Source organism: Pedobacter roseus (genome assembly GCF_014395225.1).
GTDB classification, from domain to species: domain Bacteria; phylum Bacteroidota; class Bacteroidia; order Sphingobacteriales; family Sphingobacteriaceae; genus Pedobacter; species Pedobacter roseus.
In genome coordinates this window covers 2,789,676-2,807,860 of record NZ_CP060723.1, presented here as the reverse complement: position 1 = coordinate 2,807,860, position 18,185 = coordinate 2,789,676, and the positions used below count along the sequence as shown (strand labels likewise).

General features: G+C 38.7%; 13 protein-coding genes and 2 pseudogenes. 10 read left to right on the top strand and 5 right to left on the bottom strand.

From position 1 onward, the window contains the following. Positions 1–29 precede the first annotated feature (29 nt). Positions 30–803: a GDSL-type esterase/lipase family protein gene (locus H9L23_RS11735; RefSeq protein ID WP_187595128.1), complete on the top strand. Its 774-nt coding sequence runs from the start codon at positions 30–32 to the stop codon at positions 801–803. Here H9L23_RS11735 and H9L23_RS11730 read toward each other — a convergent pair. Next, positions 800–1,024 carry a helix-turn-helix domain-containing protein gene (locus tag H9L23_RS11730; protein ID WP_187595127.1) on the bottom strand — a complete coding sequence of 75 codons (225 nt, stop codon included), beginning with the start codon at positions 1,022–1,024 and terminating at the stop codon, positions 800–802. The two genes, H9L23_RS11735 and H9L23_RS11730, sit on opposite strands and share 4 nt — an antisense overlap. 637 nt (positions 1,025–1,661) lie before the next feature. Between H9L23_RS11730 and H9L23_RS11725 the strand changes: the two genes are divergently transcribed. The 3 genes from H9L23_RS11725 to H9L23_RS11715 are packed head-to-tail and all read left to right on the top strand — an operon-like array spanning position 1,662 to position 6,988. Then, entirely contained in the window at positions 1,662–2,432 is a 771-nt protein-coding gene (locus H9L23_RS11725; RefSeq protein WP_187595126.1) for a TlpA family protein disulfide reductase, read from the top strand. Next, on the top strand, positions 2,429–5,620 hold the full coding sequence (locus H9L23_RS11720; RefSeq protein WP_187595125.1) for a SusC/RagA family TonB-linked outer membrane protein: 3,192 nt from the start codon (positions 2,429–2,431) through the stop codon (positions 5,618–5,620). The genes H9L23_RS11725 and H9L23_RS11720 overlap by 4 nt, the downstream gene beginning before the upstream one ends. Before the next feature lie 9 nt (positions 5,621–5,629). Then, positions 5,630–6,988 carry a RagB/SusD family nutrient uptake outer membrane protein gene (locus H9L23_RS11715; protein ID WP_187595124.1) on the top strand — a complete coding sequence of 453 codons (1,359 nt, stop codon included), beginning with the start codon at positions 5,630–5,632 and terminating at the stop codon, positions 6,986–6,988. Between the two features lie 249 nt (positions 6,989–7,237). Here the strand turns inward: H9L23_RS11715 and H9L23_RS11710 are convergent, their stop codons facing one another. The 3 genes from H9L23_RS11710 to H9L23_RS11700 form a co-directional block, all read right to left on the bottom strand. Further along, a complete protein-coding gene (locus H9L23_RS11710) occupies positions 7,238–8,095 on the bottom strand; it encodes a hypothetical protein (RefSeq protein WP_187595123.1) in 858 nt (285 codons plus the stop codon). Positions 8,096–8,470: 375 nt separating this feature from the next. Next, complete coding sequence (locus H9L23_RS11705) at positions 8,471–8,659, bottom strand: hypothetical protein (protein ID WP_187595122.1); 189 nt, start codon at positions 8,657–8,659, stop codon at positions 8,471–8,473. A 32-nt stretch (positions 8,660–8,691) separates the two neighbouring features. Beyond that, positions 8,692–9,003 (bottom strand): hypothetical protein, encoded by a 312-nt coding sequence (locus H9L23_RS11700; RefSeq protein WP_187595121.1) that lies wholly within the window; start codon positions 9,001–9,003, stop codon positions 8,692–8,694. A gap of 693 nt (positions 9,004–9,696) precedes the next feature. Between H9L23_RS11700 and H9L23_RS11695 the strand changes: the two genes are divergently transcribed. Continuing rightward, positions 9,697–10,194 carry a LytTR family transcriptional regulator DNA-binding domain-containing protein gene (locus H9L23_RS11695; RefSeq protein WP_187595120.1) on the top strand — a complete coding sequence of 166 codons (498 nt, stop codon included), beginning with the start codon at positions 9,697–9,699 and terminating at the stop codon, positions 10,192–10,194. 14 nt (positions 10,195–10,208) lie between these two features. Here the strand turns inward: H9L23_RS11695 and H9L23_RS11690 are convergent, their stop codons facing one another. Next, positions 10,209–11,456 carry a sensor histidine kinase gene (locus H9L23_RS11690; protein ID WP_187595119.1) on the bottom strand — a complete coding sequence of 416 codons (1,248 nt, stop codon included), beginning with the start codon at positions 11,454–11,456 and terminating at the stop codon, positions 10,209–10,211. A 232-nt stretch (positions 11,457–11,688) separates the two neighbouring features. On the opposite strand from H9L23_RS11690, the pseudogene pxpB reads away from it, so the two are divergent. The 5 genes and pseudogenes from pxpB (at position 11,689) to H9L23_RS11665 (ending at position 17,938) form a co-directional block, all read left to right on the top strand. Continuing rightward, positions 11,689–12,449 (top strand): annotated as a pseudogene (pxpB, locus tag H9L23_RS11685) (5-oxoprolinase subunit PxpB). After that, positions 12,424–13,427, top strand: a pseudogene (locus H9L23_RS11680) (5-oxoprolinase subunit C family protein). The pseudogenes pxpB and H9L23_RS11680 overlap by 26 nt, the downstream one beginning before the upstream one ends. Positions 13,428–13,429: 2 nt before the next feature. Then, complete coding sequence (locus H9L23_RS11675) at positions 13,430–14,185, top strand: 5-oxoprolinase subunit PxpA (protein WP_317175296.1); 756 nt, start codon at positions 13,430–13,432, stop codon at positions 14,183–14,185. Further along, entirely contained in the window at positions 14,182–15,366 is a 1,185-nt protein-coding gene (locus tag H9L23_RS11670) for an NRAMP family divalent metal transporter (RefSeq protein ID WP_187595117.1), read from the top strand. The genes H9L23_RS11675 and H9L23_RS11670 overlap by 4 nt, the downstream gene beginning before the upstream one ends. A gap of 10 nt (positions 15,367–15,376) precedes the next feature. Continuing rightward, positions 15,377–17,938 (top strand): M1 family metallopeptidase, encoded by a 2,562-nt coding sequence (locus H9L23_RS11665; RefSeq protein ID WP_187595116.1) that lies wholly within the window; start codon positions 15,377–15,379, stop codon positions 17,936–17,938. Positions 17,939–18,185: the final 247 nt, after the last annotated feature.

Genomic DNA, 18,185 nt, shown 5'->3' with positions numbered 1-18,185 from the left:
TTTAGTAATTTGTTGCCAACAAAAAGAAGATGAAAAAAAGCCTGTTATCGATCGGTATATTTTTAGTTAATATCACCCTGCTGTTTGCGCAGCACAAAGAACGCAAGCTTAATATTGTTTTTATTGGCAACAGCATTACCCAGGGCGTTCAGTTAACTAATGTTACAGATGCTCCGCCTGCTCATGCAGTGGATTATCTGTCAAAACAAAAAGGAGTAGGCGATGTCAAATTTAGTAATCAGGGACATAGCGGTTATACTACCCTTGATTTTTTACCCGGTGAAGAACGTACCTTTGCTAAGGTTGAAGAGGCGGCAAATGCATTTACCGATAAAGAGGCGCTGCTCATTTTTTCCATTAAACTCGGTACCAACGATAGTGCCATTCAAGGGCCGCATGGCGCGCCGGTATCGCCTGAACATTATATCGGAAATGTAAAAACGATTGTAGATAAGCTCCTGATCGATTTTCCAAACGCAATTATTGTATTACAGCATCCTATCTGGTATAGTCCCAATACTTACAACCGGTCGAAATATATGGAAGAAGGCTTATTGAGGTTACAATCTTATATTCCAGAAATCGATAGTCTTGTATTAAGTTATCGTGTAACCAATCCTAAGCATGTTTTTGTTGGAGATAAAAAGGCATTTACTTATTTTAAAAAGCACCACCTCACCGAGTTGATTCCGGAAAAAGGTCAGGCAGGTACTTTTTACCTTCATCCCAATAAATTGGGTGCAGCCTCATTGGGCACATTTTGGGGAAAAGCTATTGAGCGTGTAGTAAAGAGGAATTTTTAAAAATCCAGTAAATCTTTTGGATGGATATCAAGTCCCTTTGCCAGTTCAAAAATGGTAGATAACTGAACATCAAATTTACCATTCTCGATTTTAGAAATGTTGCTGTCGTCAATGTCGCAGTTTCTTGCCATTGCACGCAAGCTCAAGCCCTTACTGTTTCTAATTTTCTTTAAATTAAAACCGAAATTATTCTGAATAACTGAGCCTTCCTTCTTAATCATCGAGGTTAAATAGTTGAGGCCTCAAAGTCTCCAACTTATTTAAAATATTTGCGGTTATATATTACCGTATTTTAATTTATTTTTTTATATTTGATTTAATAACAAGGTATCAATAAGGGGTTTAAGTCTTATTACCTTTTGGCTGCTAAAGCAGGATAACAGCATCGTAATGGATGTTTGTTATATCTGTTGCCATTTTAAAGGTTTTTGCATTGCCTTTTTCTTTACTTATTATTCATATTAAAAATGAGACAGGAAACTAACGTATTTATCAATCCGTTTACCTTTAATCAAGGTAGTTTTCCTGCTGTTGCTATATCCCAAAATCATCCCTCATCCCATGTTACAATTCCACAGAAATGCCCTTTTAACTGGTTATATCCTTTAAAGCCAAAAAATCCCGTTTAGGCACCGTTTTGCCCTATATCAACAGTAAATTCTTAAGGTTAATAATGGTTATAACTGTTGCTTATAGGGCATTTTTCAGCACTAATTTTCTTATTTAATAAAAAGGTTTAATCGCCTGCCAGTAGATCAGGATGTTTATTGGCCGGCGGGTTACGATTGCTGCCACCAATTAATTGGAGCGGATGGGATCGTATGGCCTAAAGTTAAAATTATTTCATTTAAATAACCTATGCGAAAAAGTATATTTTTTAACGTAGTGGCATCGCTATGCCCTAAAAGTTCAACATTGCCAGATCCATTTAGTACCAAAAAGGATTTTTTAGCATTAAAGCAAGGGGATGGTCATCCACGTCAATATCCGGAGGATTTAAAAAACTTATCCTTGCTCTCTGCTTTATCCAGAAGCGAAATGATACTGAACCGTTTAAAACGAAAAATCAGTTTACGGATGCAGGTTGCTACATTTTTAGTTTTACTATCCTGCAGTGCTGCTGCACAAACAGCCATCATCGAGCCATTAAAAATAGGAGATAAGCTGCCTGAAGCCGTTTTGAATGCTTCATTTTTATGGATCAATCAAGGATCAAAAGTAGCCGATAGCTTAAAACTCAACCAGTATAAGGATAAAATTGTCCTGCTCGATTTTTGGGCATCATGGTGCAGTACCTGTATTTATAAGTTTCCGCTGTTGGAACAATTACAGCAAAAATACAAGAACGACCTGGTGGTTATTCTGGTCGATTCGAGAGAGACTAAAGATACCCCTGAGCGTATTTCAGGGATATTGACAGGGGCGAAGGCTCCATTTCAAAAAACAAGTTTGCCCACTATCTATGGTGATACCCTTTTAACCAAAATTTTTCCCCATCGTTATCTGCCCCATTATGTATGGTTCGGCAAAGACGGCACATTAAAAATGATCTCTTCAGCTGAACTGTTAAATGCCGAAACGGTGAACGCATTACTTTATCAACCACTTAAAACGCCTCAAAAACAATGAAAAAACAACTCTTAACCTTATTTTTAATTTTATGTTTTAGCTATAGCTACGCACAATATCTGGTAAAAGGCCAGGTTTTAAGTGCAACAGATAGTATCGGGATATCAGGTGTAACCGTTAATATTTTACCTGGTAATTTTCATACAGAAAGTGATGCTAAAGGTAATTTCCAGTTTAATTTGCCAGCTGGCGAATATGAACTTAACCTGAGCCATATTGGCTACGCCAGACAAAAAATTGCCATAAAAGTAACTCAATCTGTTAACCTTAATTTATACCTGAAGCCTTCCGCAAACGAACTTAAAGAGGTGGTGGTGCATACAGGTTATCAGGATCTTCCGAAGGAACGTTCAACCGGTTCTTTTGTCAGTATTAATGCTAAAAAACTGAACGAACAGTTTAGTGCCGATGTTTTAAGCCGGTTGGAAGCGGTTGCCAATGGCGTTTCGGTAAACCACCGTTCGGGTGCCAAAGGTAAATTAATGGTCCGTGGCTTAAGCACCATAACCGGACCGGGCCAACCGCTGGTGGTACTCGATAATTTTCCATATCAGGGCGATTTAAATAATATCAATCCCAACGATGTAGAAAGCATTACGGTACTGAAAGATGCCGCTGCAAGCTCGATATGGGGCAGCCGTGCAGGTAATGGCGTCATTGTCATCACCACCAAAAAAGCAAAAGCAGGACAATCGCTCAGCATCGATTTTTCGGGCAATTTTAGCATTACACAAAAACCTGATTTATACGCATTAAGCCAGATGAATACTGCTGATTTTATTGCTGTAGAACAGTTTTTGTACGATAAGGGTTATTACAATTCCAAAATCAATTCTACTGCTAAACCACCATTATCGCCGGTTGTAGAGCTTTTGGTAGCTAATAAAAAAGGAACATTAAGCAATCAGGATCTGCAAGTGGCTTTAGCAAAGCTCGGTGAGCAGGATACCAGGCGCGATATCCTTCAAAGCAATTATCAAAATGCTATTGACAGGCAATTTGCCTTATCGCTAAGGGCGGGCGGCAAGATAACAGATTGGACTTTTAATGTCGGTTACGATGCCAACACCTCTTCTTTAGCGGCGCAAAGCAACAGGTTGAATTTAAGCAGCTACAATACCATTCGTTTATATCCATGGTTAACAGTTGATATAGGGCTCCGTTTAACCCAGTTTAAAAGTGGAAATGGCAAAGCAGGTTATAATGACATGCGCAATAATGCTAATGTGGTATATCCTTACCTGAACCTGGCCGATGCCAATGGAAATGCCCTGCCTGTAGCCAGAAATTATAGCCTGTCTTACCTTAATGGTTTAAATTATAATCTCTTGTCTGATTGGAGATATTATCCTTTAACCGATTACCTCGAAAATGATATTAAACAGACCACCAGAGATGTTTTAAGCAATTTTGGTTTAAATGTAGACGTATTTAAAGGTTTTAAAGCCAGTTTAAAATATCAATACGAACTTCAGCAGCTATATGGCCGGAGTGTTTTTGGTGCCAATAGTTTTACAGCAAGAAATTTAGTGAACCTCTTTACACAAATAACGAACACGGGTACTGCTATTTATAAGGTGCCCAAAGGTGGCTTGCTTGATGAAACGGAGAGTTTGCTCCATGCACAAAACCTTCGCGGACAGTTAGCTTATAGCAGAAGTTTTGGTGTACATGAAATTAATGTGATTACCGGGACAGAATTAAATGAAAACAAAACCAAATATTCAGCTAGTCGGTTATTTGGGTATAATGATGAAAATACCACTTTTAGCTATCCCGATTTAAGCAATACCTACCCAACTTTTGTTAACGGCACATCAAGTTTTATTGATAAAGGACCAACTGACAGGCAGTTATACCTTAACCGCTTTGTTTCTTATTATGGCAATGCTGCTTATACCTATAAACAGCGTTACACGGTATCGGCCAGTGCGCGGAAAGATGCCTCAAATCTGTTCGGATTAAAAACAAATGATAAATGGAAGCCCCTATGGTCGGCTGGATTGGCCTGGAACATGACGAATGAGCCTTTTTTTAAGGTAAGTTGGGTGCAGGAACTGAAACTGAGGGCAAGTTACGGGTATAGCGGAAATGTTGACCAGACTAAAACAGCCATTACTACATTAACCGGTAGTGTGATTTCGCCTTATACAGGTACTGTAGAATCGAGGTTTAAGGAGTTTGTCAATCCCGATCTGCGTTGGGAACAGGTAAGTACTTTTAATTTAGGCCTCGATTTTTCTATACTTGATAATCGCCTGGCGGGTAGTGTAGAGGTATATAAAAAACGTGCTACAGATTTATATGGTACAAGCCCCGTTGATTATACTGCTGTACCGACGTCTATTCTCTCCAAAAATACAAGTGCTATGGAGGCGAAAGGATTTGATCTTTTACTGCGGAGCAAAAACATCATCGGGAAATTCAGCTGGTTGAGCGATCTTAACTTTAGTTTGTACCGCGATAAGATTCTGGAGGTCTACCAACCCAGCCTCAACGGGAGTTCGTTTGTAGGTTATGGCAATTCTATTATATTGGCCAAAGGTTACCCGGTATATTCACTTTTCAGTTATAAGTGGGCAGGCCTCGATCCCCAGAATGGTAATCCACAGGGGTATTTAAATGGCACTGTTTCTACCAATTATAATGCTATTGTTGGTTCGGGTACAACCTTTAACGATCTGGTTTATGCCGGTCCGGTATTTCCAACCGTTTACGGCAATATGGGCAATACTTTTAGTTATGGCGATTTAAGTTTAACCTTAAGGCTAAGTTATAAGTTTGGTTATTATTTTAGGCGTGCAAGCATTGATTACAGTAAGCTCTTTAATGATGGCATTAGCCATGCAGATTATGCTTTAAGATGGCAAAATCCGGGTGATGAAAACCTCAGCAATGTACCCTCAATGGTGTACCCCGCTTTGAGCAATAGAGATAGTTTTTACACTTTTAGCGAAACGCTGGTAGAAAAAGGCGATCATATCCGCATTGCTTATATCTCCGTAAGTTATCAGCTCAGTAAACAAAAGTTAAAGTTTTTGCCCTTTCAATCGGTACAGTTACAGGCCAATGCTGCTAACCTGGGCATCATCTGGCGGGCGAACAAAAAAGGCTTAGATCCTGATTATACTGTTGAAACCGTTCCACCATCTAAATTTTTCAGTTTTGGTCTACGTGCTACATTTTAAATAAAAACCATGAAAAAATTATTCTGTTATTTAATTGCCATGACCCTGGTATGCGGTTTAAACGGCTGCAAAAAATACCTTGAGGCAAAACCAGACTCTAAACTGGCTACCTTGCAAAGTTTAAAGGATTTGCAATCCTTACTGGATGATGAATTACGCTTAAATTTAACCTCTGTTTATTCTGGTGAGGTCTCCGCAAACGATTATTATGTTACCGATGTCGATTTAGCGGCTCTTAGTAAAGATGGCGACAGGCGAATGTACAATTGGGAAGCCAGTAACGTTTTTCAAAGCACTTCTAACGATTGGTATTATTCGTACCTCCCGGTATACTATGGGAATTCGATATTGGAATCGCTGCCCAACATCGAACGTAACAACAGCAATAGTGTTGATTATGACAATATAAAAGGGCAGGCTTACTTTTTTAAAGGCTTAGGTATGTTTTCTGCATCAGCAATCTGGTGCCAGGCTTATGACGAAAGTACCGCGGAGCAACAACTGGGTTTGCCAATTAGAACAGGTACCGATTTTAATGTGCCATCGGTAAGATCGAACCTTGCGGCTACCTGCCAGCAGTTAATTGCCGATTTAAAACAAGCCGCTGCTTTATTAAAAGTTAAACAGGTGCATGTGATGCGCCCCGGTAAAATAGCTGCATTTGCCATGCTCTCGAGGGCTTATTTATACATGAATAAATATAGCGAGGCTACCTTATATGCCGATTCGGCGCTGCAGTTAAACAATCAGCTTTTAGATTATAATACCTTAACTGCCAGTGCCGAAAACCCGGTGCGCGAATTTAATACCGAGGTGTTGATGCATTTATCGATAAATACACCTGCAATACTCAACCCCAGTGTGGCAAAAATACCCAACGAGCTATACACACAATATAAAATTGGTGATTTAAGGAAAACAATATTTTTTAAAAGTGCAGCTAACAATACCTGGACATATAAAGGAAGTTATACCGGAAACCTTAACCTGTTTTGTGGACCAGCCATTGATGAAATGTATTTAAACCGTGCCGAAGGTTATGCCAGGGCAGGTAAATTAACCGAAGCATTGGCCGACCTAAACCAGTTATTAGTGAAAAGATGGAGTAAAACAGCCGTTTATATTCCTTACCAAAGCAACCAGCAAGAAACAGTACTTAACTGGGTGTTAACCGAAAGAAGAAAAGAGTTGCTGATGCGTGGTTTAAGGTGGATGGATGTTAAACGACTAAACCGCATGGGTGCCAACATTGATATGGCCAGAAGCATGAATAGCAATGGCAAAACATTAAAACCAAACGATTTAAGGTATGCTTTGCCGATACCTGAAAGTATAATTAACCTCTCGGGCATAGAACAGAATCCTTAATTATCAGAAGCGGGGAAATTTTTCCCCGCTTTGTAAATTCTATTTTAATTGTTGTTAATTGTGAAAAGCTAATACATATTTATAAAAATCTTATTTAAGATTGTGAAATATGATCAAATCATTGTGAAATGCTAATACATGATTGTGAAAAGCTAATATATAATTGTGAATTATTATTATATCATTGTTAAATGAGGATGTATAATTGCTAAACTCAAAAATGCCGAAATAATATATTGTCGTATTCCTTTACAAACTACCTTGGTAGTCAAAGAAATCCTCACTGGTTAAGTATATTCTTAAATTGTTAATGATAATGGTTCCAGTACTATCTTTATGATAGGTTCCTGTAAAACCATAAATTGGAACATTTTTATTTGTTGAAAGTTCTACAGCAGTTACCCCCATAATTGGACCTACAGCAGTTCCTTTTGCATTACCAGTTATGTCATAACGAACACCATTTCTTACTAAATCAGGAAAAAGCTCATACATCTGAGATAAATATGGAGTTACGTTTGTGCTTGCATCAACTATCGTTAGCGTGGTAGGAGAATTTTTACTTCTAACAACTATACCTTTATAAACGACCTGGTTAGGTCCGCCTTCAGAATATGATTCAGGTAAATAATCATTTAATTTTGGCCTTTGGGCCTGTTTTGGTGAACCTGTTAATGGATCGATTGCTTTTGTAAAGAAATCGCTGTATGCCTGTGAAAAATTAGAGTAACCAGTACTGAAGTTTGCCGGGGTGCCATTTAAAAATCGTGTTAAAACTATGTAAGGGCCAACAGTCAATACCTGGGCACCAGGTTCCTGTGGGCTTGCTCCAAAGATCTCCAGCGCAGCTTCACCATTCTGATAGGGACCGGAATAATAGGTTATTGCATTAAATGTAACACCACCGCCTAGACTTGAGTAGTACTGATTTGGGCCTGTTTGTGTAATATCCATACCTTGACCAGCGCCTGGGACATTAGCGAGTTTACCGTTGCCTTTATTTTTAAAGGTACTCGTCTCAGATTCTGATGCTGACTCATCTTTCTTACACGATGCAAAAAAAAGTAATGTCGCAGATAAATAAATTAATGTTTTCTTTTTGTTCATAGTTTTTGTTTTTTTGTAAAACTACAATATATAATGGTTTTTATTATGTTGATGTAAAATAAAAATTACAATATTTTTCATCAAATAACGGTAGAAAAAAAATACATAATCCTACATGTGTAATCCGTTAAAAATAAGCGATTCATGTCTTAAATGATATTTGATGAGTTAGATCTATTTCGAAAAAACCATAGGTTTAGTTTAAGGGGCTTTAACTGTAGATTGAAAATCTACATTATTGTGTTAAGAAAATTAATGTGGGTAACTTATAAATTATGGAGGGAGAAAAACAATTTTAGATTTAAAAAGGCCTTCTCAAAGAAAGCCTTTTTAAATAGGGCTAGGTATTTAGAGCAAATACCTAAAAATTATTGTTTAAACCTCAGCGCTAAAATGTGTTTGTATTGGGGGTGATTTTTTTAATGCAGCCTTTATATAATTTTTAACTTCAGTTGCAATATCAACTAACCCAATTTGTTCTGCATAAAAGATTGTGAACCTTTTTTTGCGTGTATCATTGAGCGGTGATTTGGCACGCGCAACTGCATCAATATTACTTTCCATAGTGGCGGGGAAATTTTTCCCCGCTTTGTACACTATTGTTTTCTTGATACCGCATTATCAGTCAAAAATTCGGCGCTTTTGTCTGAAATGTAGTTGTTAAAATCGTTAATGTCTCCATTATATTCATATCTGCAAACTAAATTGCCCGAACTGCCACAGCTAGGGGTAGAACTATCAACTTCTTCCCAATTTGCAATATTGTGTAAATCAGCTTCTGAAGAAGAACTGCTGAGGTACTGATACTGTGTTACTGTTTTTGTAGTTGTTTTGAAAGCATTTAGCGTAAAGAATGAGCCGAACCCAATTAGGGCTACAAGGCTGAACATCAATTTTCTATTTTTCATAGGTTAATACTGTTTTATTGCATTTGAAAAAACAGCTAAAAAAGTTGGTTAAGGAATTGTTGATTATATTCTTGATGAGCGTATGATGTAATTGGCAAAATAGCTTCTCTAAACTTTGTGAATTCGCTTGAAAAAGTTTTTTTACTGTTAGTAAATGTTGAACTAATGAAAGGGGCCTGGCGTGCTTTATTGAAACAAACATAGGGTTGATTACTGCGAAGAGAATTAAAAAAAGATGTTTTATTCCTGAACGATAACAAGTTTTATGCTGAGTGATACACGCTTGTCTTTTTGGATAGTATTTTGCTGTATGTTTGATTGATGCTAAATTTTGTCATTTGATTTTTTAATCAATGGCCACTTTTAGTTCTATTAAATTAAGCGCGCTCTATGCTTTTAAGTAATAACCAAATCACATACCCATCAATTTATTACAGGGTATTATTTTATCTTTTATCTGCTCACTTTATTGTTGCCTATGGTGAGCCTGAGAATCTATTTGAGCTTCTAAAACTTTCATATTACTATTTTGCGCTGAGTGGTAGTTATATAATCACGCTATTTATTGGTGAATATGTTTTTAACGTTATCAAATATTTAGATCGGTTATACCCGCAATTTCCCGACTTTTACAAGCGGATTATTTATCAAGCTTTATGGGGAATAATTGTTGCAGTTCTATTAGCGGTTATTATGATAGCCATCTATTTTTGGTTTATAGGGCGGAATATCCCCGCAACAAGCTATTTTCGTTACGGCTTTATAGTTGGGTTTATTTTATCTCTTAACGCACTTTATTTAATTATTGGCTTGGTGCAATACCAAAACCATCAGGTTAAAATAAGGATACCGAACAAAGAAAAACGGACAGATATTATTGATTTTAACAAAGATATTGTTGCTATTTATCCTGTTGGACGCGGCTTTATTGCTGTTTTAAAGAGCGGCGAATCAATCATCTGGACAAAAACAATTGGGGAGAGTTTAAAGGAGCTGCCTGCAAACGAATATTTCCTGATTAACCGGTCGGATATAATAAGCCGTTACGTTATTGAGGGTTATGAGCCAAGCCATTCGCGAAGGTTGAAGCTGATTTTAAAAGCATCTTTTACATCAGCCAGAGAATTTTATGTAAGCCAGCGCAAAGCCATTGAATTTAAACACTGGTACAAAAACGATTCTAAAAGTTGATTGCTATTAAATGATCATGACTTAATTTTACCCAGGCTAAATTTGAAGATACTGCCTAAACCGGGTTCTGATTCTACCACAATTTGTCCGTTCATTTTTTCTACCAGGTTTTTTACGCTGGCCAGCCCTATGCCTGTTCCCTTTTGGTCAAAACGGTCGGTTTTATTCAGGGTAACATGTTTATCAAATATCCTGGTTAAATGGAGGTTATCAATGCCGATGCCATTGTCGTGTACCTCAAAATGATATTGATGATCACTTTCCTCAAACATGATTTTAATTTCAACCGCTGCTTTGTCGTTATACCTGATGGCGTTGGTTAACAGGTTTAAAAAAATCTGTTCAACAGCAATAGTAGAGCAATAAATGGGTTGTGTTAAAGTAGGGAAGGTGATGTTTACCCCGGTATCAACTTTGATCATTGTCGAAATCCTTTCCAGTAATTCATGCAGATGTATTTCGGCCTGCGCAGAAGTAAGCAACTCCGGTTTAAAAGAATAATTGAGCATATCATCCACCAGGTTGAGTAATTTCTGTGCCGAAGAAAGACTCATGTCTACCAGTTTCAGGTTATCGGTATCACCTGATTTGAGCAGTCGTTTCTGCAGCATTTGCGAAGTCATTTTTATCGAACTCAGCGGGTTTTTAATGTCGTGAGCCGCAGAAAGTGCAAACTGCCTGATAAATTCGTTTGTTTCTTCTAATACACTGTTCGCCTTTTCCAGTTCTACAACTTTTCTTTTAAGCTCTAACTGTGTCATAACCTGTTTGGCCAGGATCCTGAGCGACTTTTGCTGCTGTTCACTCAGTTCGCGTGGTTTACGGTCTATTACACAAAGTGTTCCCAGTGGAAAGCCCTCGCTATTAACCAGAGGTACACCAGCATAAAATACAATATTCGGGTTTCCGGTTACCAATGGATTATTAGCAAAACGGTGATCGAAACGGGCATCATTTATAATCATCAGCTCGGTTGGCTGCATAATGGCGTGCGAACAAAAAGCCTGTTCTTTAGGTGTTTCTGTCGTATTTAAACCGAAATGGCTTTTAAACCATTGTCTTTTATCATCCAATAAACTGATCAGCGCAATTGGCGATTGACAGATTTCGGAAGCCAAAACCGTAAGTTCGTCAAGATCGATATCTGGAAGCGTATCCAGAACCCCGTAAGATTGTAGCGCCTTTAAGCGTAAATGCTCATTATTAGGTTCAGGAAAAACGCCCATGCAGAGGTATTGAAATTTATTTGTGAAATCAGACAAAGGTATAAATTAAAATGGTCTTAATACCCTGTCTCTATACTTATATATATTCCTGATTGATCTATTTACAATGAGCTGTGTCAGAATTTTCAGTTGTATAATATCTTTTTTTAAAGATAAAATTGACAAAACTTTGCGATTTTGATATTATATAATCATTTTTATGGCTAAACATTAGTCTCTACGCCATTAATAAAGATGATTTAGGCTAAATTTGATCAGGTTTGTTGATATGGCTGAACAGCATGCGTATTTTTCTGCAGATTATCCGGTAAATATTTATGCATTAAGTGAACAATCGGTAACCATCGAGTTTGGAACCTTAATCAGTGAGGAATTATTGAATATAATTACCGGTTTTAATCAGTTTTTGTTGCAAAATCCCTTTGCCGGCTTAATTACCACTGTTCCTGCTTATTCCAGTTTAACCGTTTTTTTTGATCCCTTAACGGTAGCAGGATCTGATCTTCCCGGCAAATTTTGTTACGATAAAGTATCACAATACCTTAAAAAAATCGGTCAGAACAAAAGAGCAGCATCCTATATTCTAAGCGATAGAGTTGTGATCCCTGTGTGTTATGGAGAAGATTTCGGGCCGGATATTTCAATGGTTGCACAAACGAATAAGCTCAGCATAAAAGAAGTAATTGAAATACATGCTGCCGGGGTTTATACCGTATTTATGATCGGTTTTGTACCGGGTTTTGCTTACATGGGTGGGATGGATGTTCGTTTAACTACACCACGGAAGGCTGTTCCCGATGCAAAAATACCAGCCGGTGCGGTCGGTATAGCTGGGGGCAAACGGGTATTTATCCTTTGGAAACCCCTGGCGGATGGCAGATTATAGGACGGACTCCATTAAAAATGTTCGATGTTAACCGTTCACAGGCTTCTTTATTAAAAGGGGGAGATCAGGTTGTTTTTAAGCCCGTAAACATTGACGAATTTAATATGATGCTGCAAAATGAATATGAAAATCAGCATCATTAAACCTGGTATGTTAAGTTCTGTGCAAGATCTGGGCAGGTACCGGTATCTTTCGCAGGCAGTACCTGTTTCAGGCGCGATGGATCAACTGGCACACCGGCTGGCCAATAAAGCAGTAGGGAACGATGACAGGCTGGCAACCATCGAATTTAGCTATGCAGAGGTATCCTTTAAAGCCGAAACAGATGTTTTGGTTGCTTATTCGGGGACGGAGCTTTTCTGATTTATAAAGACGAATTAATGCCTGCAGAAAAACCATTGTTTTTTCGCGCAGGATCCATTATAAAAGTTATTGCAAACCCTGTAGGAGTGTGGACCTATCTTGCTGTTGCGGGAGGGTGGAATGTGCCGGATGTGATGGAAAGCAAAAGCACTTACCTTACGGCTGGTTTTGGTGGTTTAAATGGCAGAGCGCTCCGAAAAGGAGATGTTTTGATTAATAATCAGTCCTTGAGCCAGGTTGCTGAGCAGCTATTTGATCAGCTGAATAAAAAAGCAATCATTTATCCAAACTGGCGCATTTCGCGCGAGAGTTTACTACCTGAAGATAGAAAAATCGTACGGGTGGTGTTAGGAAATGAGATCAATTGGTTTGATGCCACTTCGATCATTTCGTTTTTAACCAAAAATTATAGCATTGATCGAAAAAGCAACCGCATGGGTTACCACCTGTTGGGAACACCATTGGTGCGGAAAGTGAAAAAAGAACTGCTTAGCACGGCTGTAACACCAGGAGTAATTCAGGTAACGGGAAGTGGTGATTTAGTGGTATTGATGGCTGATTGCCAAACAACTGGTGGTTATCCACGCATCGCGCATATCGCTGCGGTAGATTTACCTGTATTTGCCCAGTTAAAACCTGGCGATATAGTTCGTTTTTCCGAAATTTCGGCCGAAGAAGCAGAAGTACTTTATCTTGAACGTGAGCACGATTTAAATTTGATTACCACGGCGATAAGCCTTAAATACATTAAAATATGAAGATGATCGATCTTAATTGTGATATGGGCGAAGCTTATGGGAACTATGCGATGCCCAATGATGATCGACTGATGGATTATATTTCATCTGCAAACATTGCCTGTGGTTTTCATGCCGGCGATCCTGCTGTAATGCAACAAACGGTTGCTTTGGCCATCAAAAAAGGGGTAGCTATTGGCGCGCATCCCGGTTTGCCCGATCTGCAGGGTTTTGGTCGCAGAGAAATGAAGATCACTGCAACTGAAGCTTATCAGCTAACCTTGTATCAAATTGGTGCTTTAAGTGCTTTTGTTATAGCCGCGGGTGGTAAATTGAATCATGTTAAAGCACATGGTGCGCTTTATAACATGGCGGCAAAAGATGCAACATTGGCCAAAGCGATTGTTCAGGCCGTTTACGATTTCGACCCTGACTTGATGCTTTATGCTTTAGCCGGGAGTAAAATGATTACTGAAGCAAAAGAAAAAGGAATTGTAACGGCATCAGAAGTTTTTGCCGATCGTACTTATCAGGATGATGGTACACTTACGCCGCGTTCGAATCATAATGCGATGGTAACCAGTGAAGAAGATGCCATCAACCAGGTTTTAAATTTTGCTTTAAAACAAGAAGTAAACAGTATAACGGGTAACCGCATTAAGGTTGTTGCTGAAACAGTTTGCCTGCATGGCGATGGCGAACATGCCTTAGCTTTTGCCAAACTCATTGCTGAAAGGTTAAAAAAAGAAGGTATTTCCATTAAAGCGCCAAACCGATGAAGCCAAAATACAATTGGAGTGTACTGTTAGGAGCCGCTTTTTTAATGGCCTCATCGGCTATCGGACCAGGCTTTTTAACACAAACGGCTGTTTTTACACAGCAATTAGGTGCAAGCTTTGCTTTTGTTATCCTGCTTTCCATCATTTTAGATGCCATTGCACAACTGAACATCTGGCGGATTATTGCTGTTGCAGATAAACCTGCACAGGATATTGCCAACAAAGTATTTCCAGGTTTAGGTTATTTTATTTCTTTTCTGGTTTTTCTGGGTGGACTGGCCTTTAATATCGGCAATATTGCAGGCGCAGGTTTAGGTTTAAATGTGCTGTTCGGCATCAGTGTAGGTCAGGGTGCGGTAATCAGCGCTATTATGGCTATTGGGATTTTTATCTATAAAGAAGCAGGTAAGGCCATGGATGTTTTTGCCAAAACCATGGGACTGATTAAAATTGTACTGGCATTAATCATCGCTTATACCAGTTCGCCACCATTGGCAGAAGCCGCGTTAAGGGCGGTAAATCCTACCCAGTTTAGTTTTACAGCGGTACTCACCATAGTAGGCGGTACCGTAGGCGGTTACATTACCTTTTCGGGTGCCCACCGTTTATTGGATGCGAGGCAAACCGGAATCCAAAACCTGGGTGCCGTAAACAAAGGCGCACTAAGCGCAATAGGTTTGGCTTCTGTGATGCGTTTACTATTATTTATTGCCGCTTTAGGGGTGGTAAGTAAAGGATTTACTTTAGATCCTTCCAATCCGGCAGCATCAGTATTTAAACTGGCCAGTGGTGAAATCGGTTATAAGATTTTTGGGGTAGTGATTTGGGCAGCAGGGATATCTTCGGTAGTAGGCTCGGCTTATACGTCTATCTCATTTATTAAAACTTTCCATCCACTCATTTTAAAATTCAACCGGGAAATTATTATTGCCTTTATATCCATTTCCTGCGTTATTTTTATCCTGATTGGTAAACCCGTTAAAATATTGCTTGCTGTTGGTGCAATTAACGGTTTTATTTTGCCCATTGCCCTGGGGATAATGCTTATTGCCGCCTATAGAACAAAAATAATTGCAAATTATAAGCAGCCTATCTGGTTAACGCTAACGGGCCTGGCTGTGGTAATTACCATGGTTTGGATGAGTTATGGTACCATTTTACAAATGATTAACGGAGAATAAAAATTATACAATGAACATCATCACAAAATATTTTAGCCTTTTCTTTCTTTTAAGTTCTACCGCTTTTGCACAGCAGGCCGGACTGAAAATAGCGGTTGAGCCAGGGGTTTCGCTTGCACTGGCAAATGCCCGAAGTGCCAGCATCAGCGGCATTCAGTATCAGCTCCATTTTACTATTCCTGCTGAACAAACAGCTCCGATTCAATCAACAGAAAGTATTGATTTAAAGCTGAATAAATTAAATCAGTTACAAATTGACTTTAAGCAAAATGCCGATCATTTAAAAACGCTTACCGTTAATGGGAAAGCCATAGCCATCGAATTTAAGGACGAGCATATCCTCATTAATCAGCAATATTTAAAGGTGGGCAATAACCACATCGAAATTGCTTTCATTGCGGGTAATGAGTCGTTGAACAGGAATAAGGATTTCCTGTACGCACTTTTTGTGCCCGATCACGCCAGAACGGTATTTCCTTGTTTCGATCAACCTGATTTAAAAGCTAATTTTTTACTTTCGTTAACTGTTCCAACTGATTGGAAAGTAATGGCTAATGCGGTTAAGAACGATTCGTTGAAACAGGCGAATGCGATAACTTATCATTTTAAAAATTCTGATAAACTACCCACTTATTTATTCTCATTTACGGCGGGAAAATATATTCACCTGACTAAGAAAATGAAAGACCGTGAAATGGAATTTCTTCACCGTGAAACTGATTCCGCAAAAATTAAACTCAGTGTCGATTCTATTTTTGTAGCCCACCGTGATGCCATTGATTTTTTAGAGGATTGGACATCGATAAAATATCCTTTTCAAAAAATAGGTTTTGTAGGCGTTCCCGATTTTCAGTTTGGCGGTATGGAGCATCCAGGCGAGGTACAATATAAAGCATCAGCTTTGTTTTTGGATCAGGGCGCAACCAAAGATCAGTTTATTTCGCGATCGAACCTCATTTCACACGAAACTGCACACATGTGGTTTGGCGATCTGGTAACCATGAAATGGTTTAATGATGTTTGGATGAAAGAGGTATTTGCCAATTTTATGGCTGATAAAGTAACCGAAAAGCTGATGGGCAAGAGTACTTTCGATCTTAAATTCCTTCAGGATCATTATCCTGCAGCTTATGGTGTAGACAGGACATTAGGCGCTAATCCCATCCGTCAGCAATTGGATAACCTCCAGGAGGCCGGCTCGATGTACGGCAATATCATTTACCATAAAGCGCCTATCATGATGCGTCAGTTGGAATTGTTAATGGGCAAAGAGAACTTTCAAAAAGGAATCAGGGAATACCTGAAAAAATATGCCTACAGCAATGCTACATGGAACGATCTGATTGCTATTTTAAGCAAATACACTAAAAGTGATTTATACAGTTGGAATAAAGTTTGGGTAAATGAACCTGGCAGACCGGTTTTTACTTACGAAATTAAATACGAAGGTGATAAAATTAGTAATTTAAGCTTTAATCAAATTGGCGAAGTTGGCGGACAAAGGGTATGGCCACAATCTTTTACCATAAAGCTGGTTTATCCTGCATATAGCAAAGTTTTGACTGTTAATTCCATGACGGCCAAAACGATTGTAGCAGAAGCAAATGGCCTTCCAAAACCGCAATATATTTTGTTTAACGCTAATGGGGCAGGTTATGGTCTCTTTCCCGTCGATAAACAGATGATGGCTGATGTTTATCATATTACCGATCCATTGGAACGGGCCTCAGCTTACATTAACACTTATGAAAATATGCTTTCGGGCAAAGGTTTTAAGCCTTATGAACTCCTGGTGATATTGCTTAAAGGAATTGCGGTAGAGAAAAACGAAATGAATCTGCGCTTGCTCACCGGTTATATGACCAATATTTACTGGACATTCCTGAAGGCAGATAAGCGGGAATCTATTAACGTTTTAATGGAGAAAACCATTTGGAGCGCCTTAGAAAAAGAGCAACTGGCAAACAATAAGAAAATTCTGTTTAATGCATACCAGAACATTTATCAAAGCCCCGAAGCAGGAAAACGTTTATATGATATCTGGTTAAAACAATCAGCCCCAGAGGGTGTGAAACTTCAGGAAGATGATTATAGTTCGCTGGCTTTAACTTTAGCGCTTAAAACAGATACGGTTAATACCATCTTAAAAGAGCAGCTATCGCGGACAAAAAATGAAGACCGTAAAAACCGTCTCATTTATTTAATGCCTGCGCTATCGTTAGACGTGAAGGAGCGGGATAATTTTTTCAATGGCTTAAAAGAGCGTAAGAATCGCCAAAAAGAAGCTTGGGTAAGCACTGCTTTGGCTTATTTGCATCATCCGATCAGACAGGTTACCTCAGAAAAATACCTTGGAGAGAGTTTGGAGTTGTTGACAGAAATACAAAAAACCGGAGATATATTTTTCCCTCAATCATGGTTAGCTGCTATATTTTCGAGCTATAATGGTAAAAAGGCTTATGCTGTTGTACAGGATTTTTTAAAATCTCACCCTGATTACAACCCCAAACTAAAAGATAAAATTTTGCAGACCACCGATAACCTTAAAAGGGCACAGCAGATTGTGAACTAATATCATTATATCACTGTTTGGTAACTGAATTTGTTACATACAGGTTTTCTGAGAATTTATACTTTTGTTGCGAGAGCGTTAATTTAGATTGAAAGGGGTAAACATGAATTTGTTTGCCCTTTTCTTTTTTAATTAGCCATCATCTCGAATGAAACGCAGTGGAATGAAGAGATCTATCTAGACAGATTTCTCGACTGCGTTGCACCCAATAGCTATCGGGTTCGCTCGAAATGACGAAACTCTGGAT

What these genes read in the sequence shown, in the direction of transcription:
- H9L23_RS11735 (WP_187595128.1), top strand. Translation starts at nt 30, where the DNA reads ATGAAAAAAAGCCTGTTATCGATCGGTATATTTTTAGTTAATATCACC.
- H9L23_RS11730 (WP_187595127.1), bottom strand. Translation starts at nt 1,024, where the DNA reads ATGATTAAGAAGGAAGGCTCAGTTATTCAGAATAATTTCGGTTTTAAT.
- H9L23_RS11725 (WP_187595126.1), top strand. Translation starts at nt 1,662, where the DNA reads ATGCGAAAAAGTATATTTTTTAACGTAGTGGCATCGCTATGCCCTAAA.
- H9L23_RS11720 (WP_187595125.1), top strand. Translation starts at nt 2,429, where the DNA reads ATGAAAAAACAACTCTTAACCTTATTTTTAATTTTATGTTTTAGCTAT.
- H9L23_RS11715 (WP_187595124.1), top strand. Translation starts at nt 5,630, where the DNA reads ATGAAAAAATTATTCTGTTATTTAATTGCCATGACCCTGGTATGCGGT.
- H9L23_RS11710 (WP_187595123.1), bottom strand. Translation starts at nt 8,095, where the DNA reads ATGAACAAAAAGAAAACATTAATTTATTTATCTGCGACATTACTTTTT.
- H9L23_RS11705 (WP_187595122.1), bottom strand. Translation starts at nt 8,659, where the DNA reads ATGGAAAGTAATATTGATGCAGTTGCGCGTGCCAAATCACCGCTCAAT.
- H9L23_RS11700 (WP_187595121.1), bottom strand. Translation starts at nt 9,003, where the DNA reads ATGAAAAATAGAAAATTGATGTTCAGCCTTGTAGCCCTAATTGGGTTC.
- H9L23_RS11695 (WP_187595120.1), top strand. Translation starts at nt 9,697, where the DNA reads ATGATAGCCATCTATTTTTGGTTTATAGGGCGGAATATCCCCGCAACA.
- H9L23_RS11675 (WP_317175296.1), top strand. Translation starts at nt 13,430, where the DNA reads ATGATCGATCTTAATTGTGATATGGGCGAAGCTTATGGGAACTATGCG.
- H9L23_RS11670 (WP_187595117.1), top strand. Translation starts at nt 14,182, where the DNA reads ATGAAGCCAAAATACAATTGGAGTGTACTGTTAGGAGCCGCTTTTTTA.
- H9L23_RS11665 (WP_187595116.1), top strand. Translation starts at nt 15,377, where the DNA reads ATGAACATCATCACAAAATATTTTAGCCTTTTCTTTCTTTTAAGTTCT.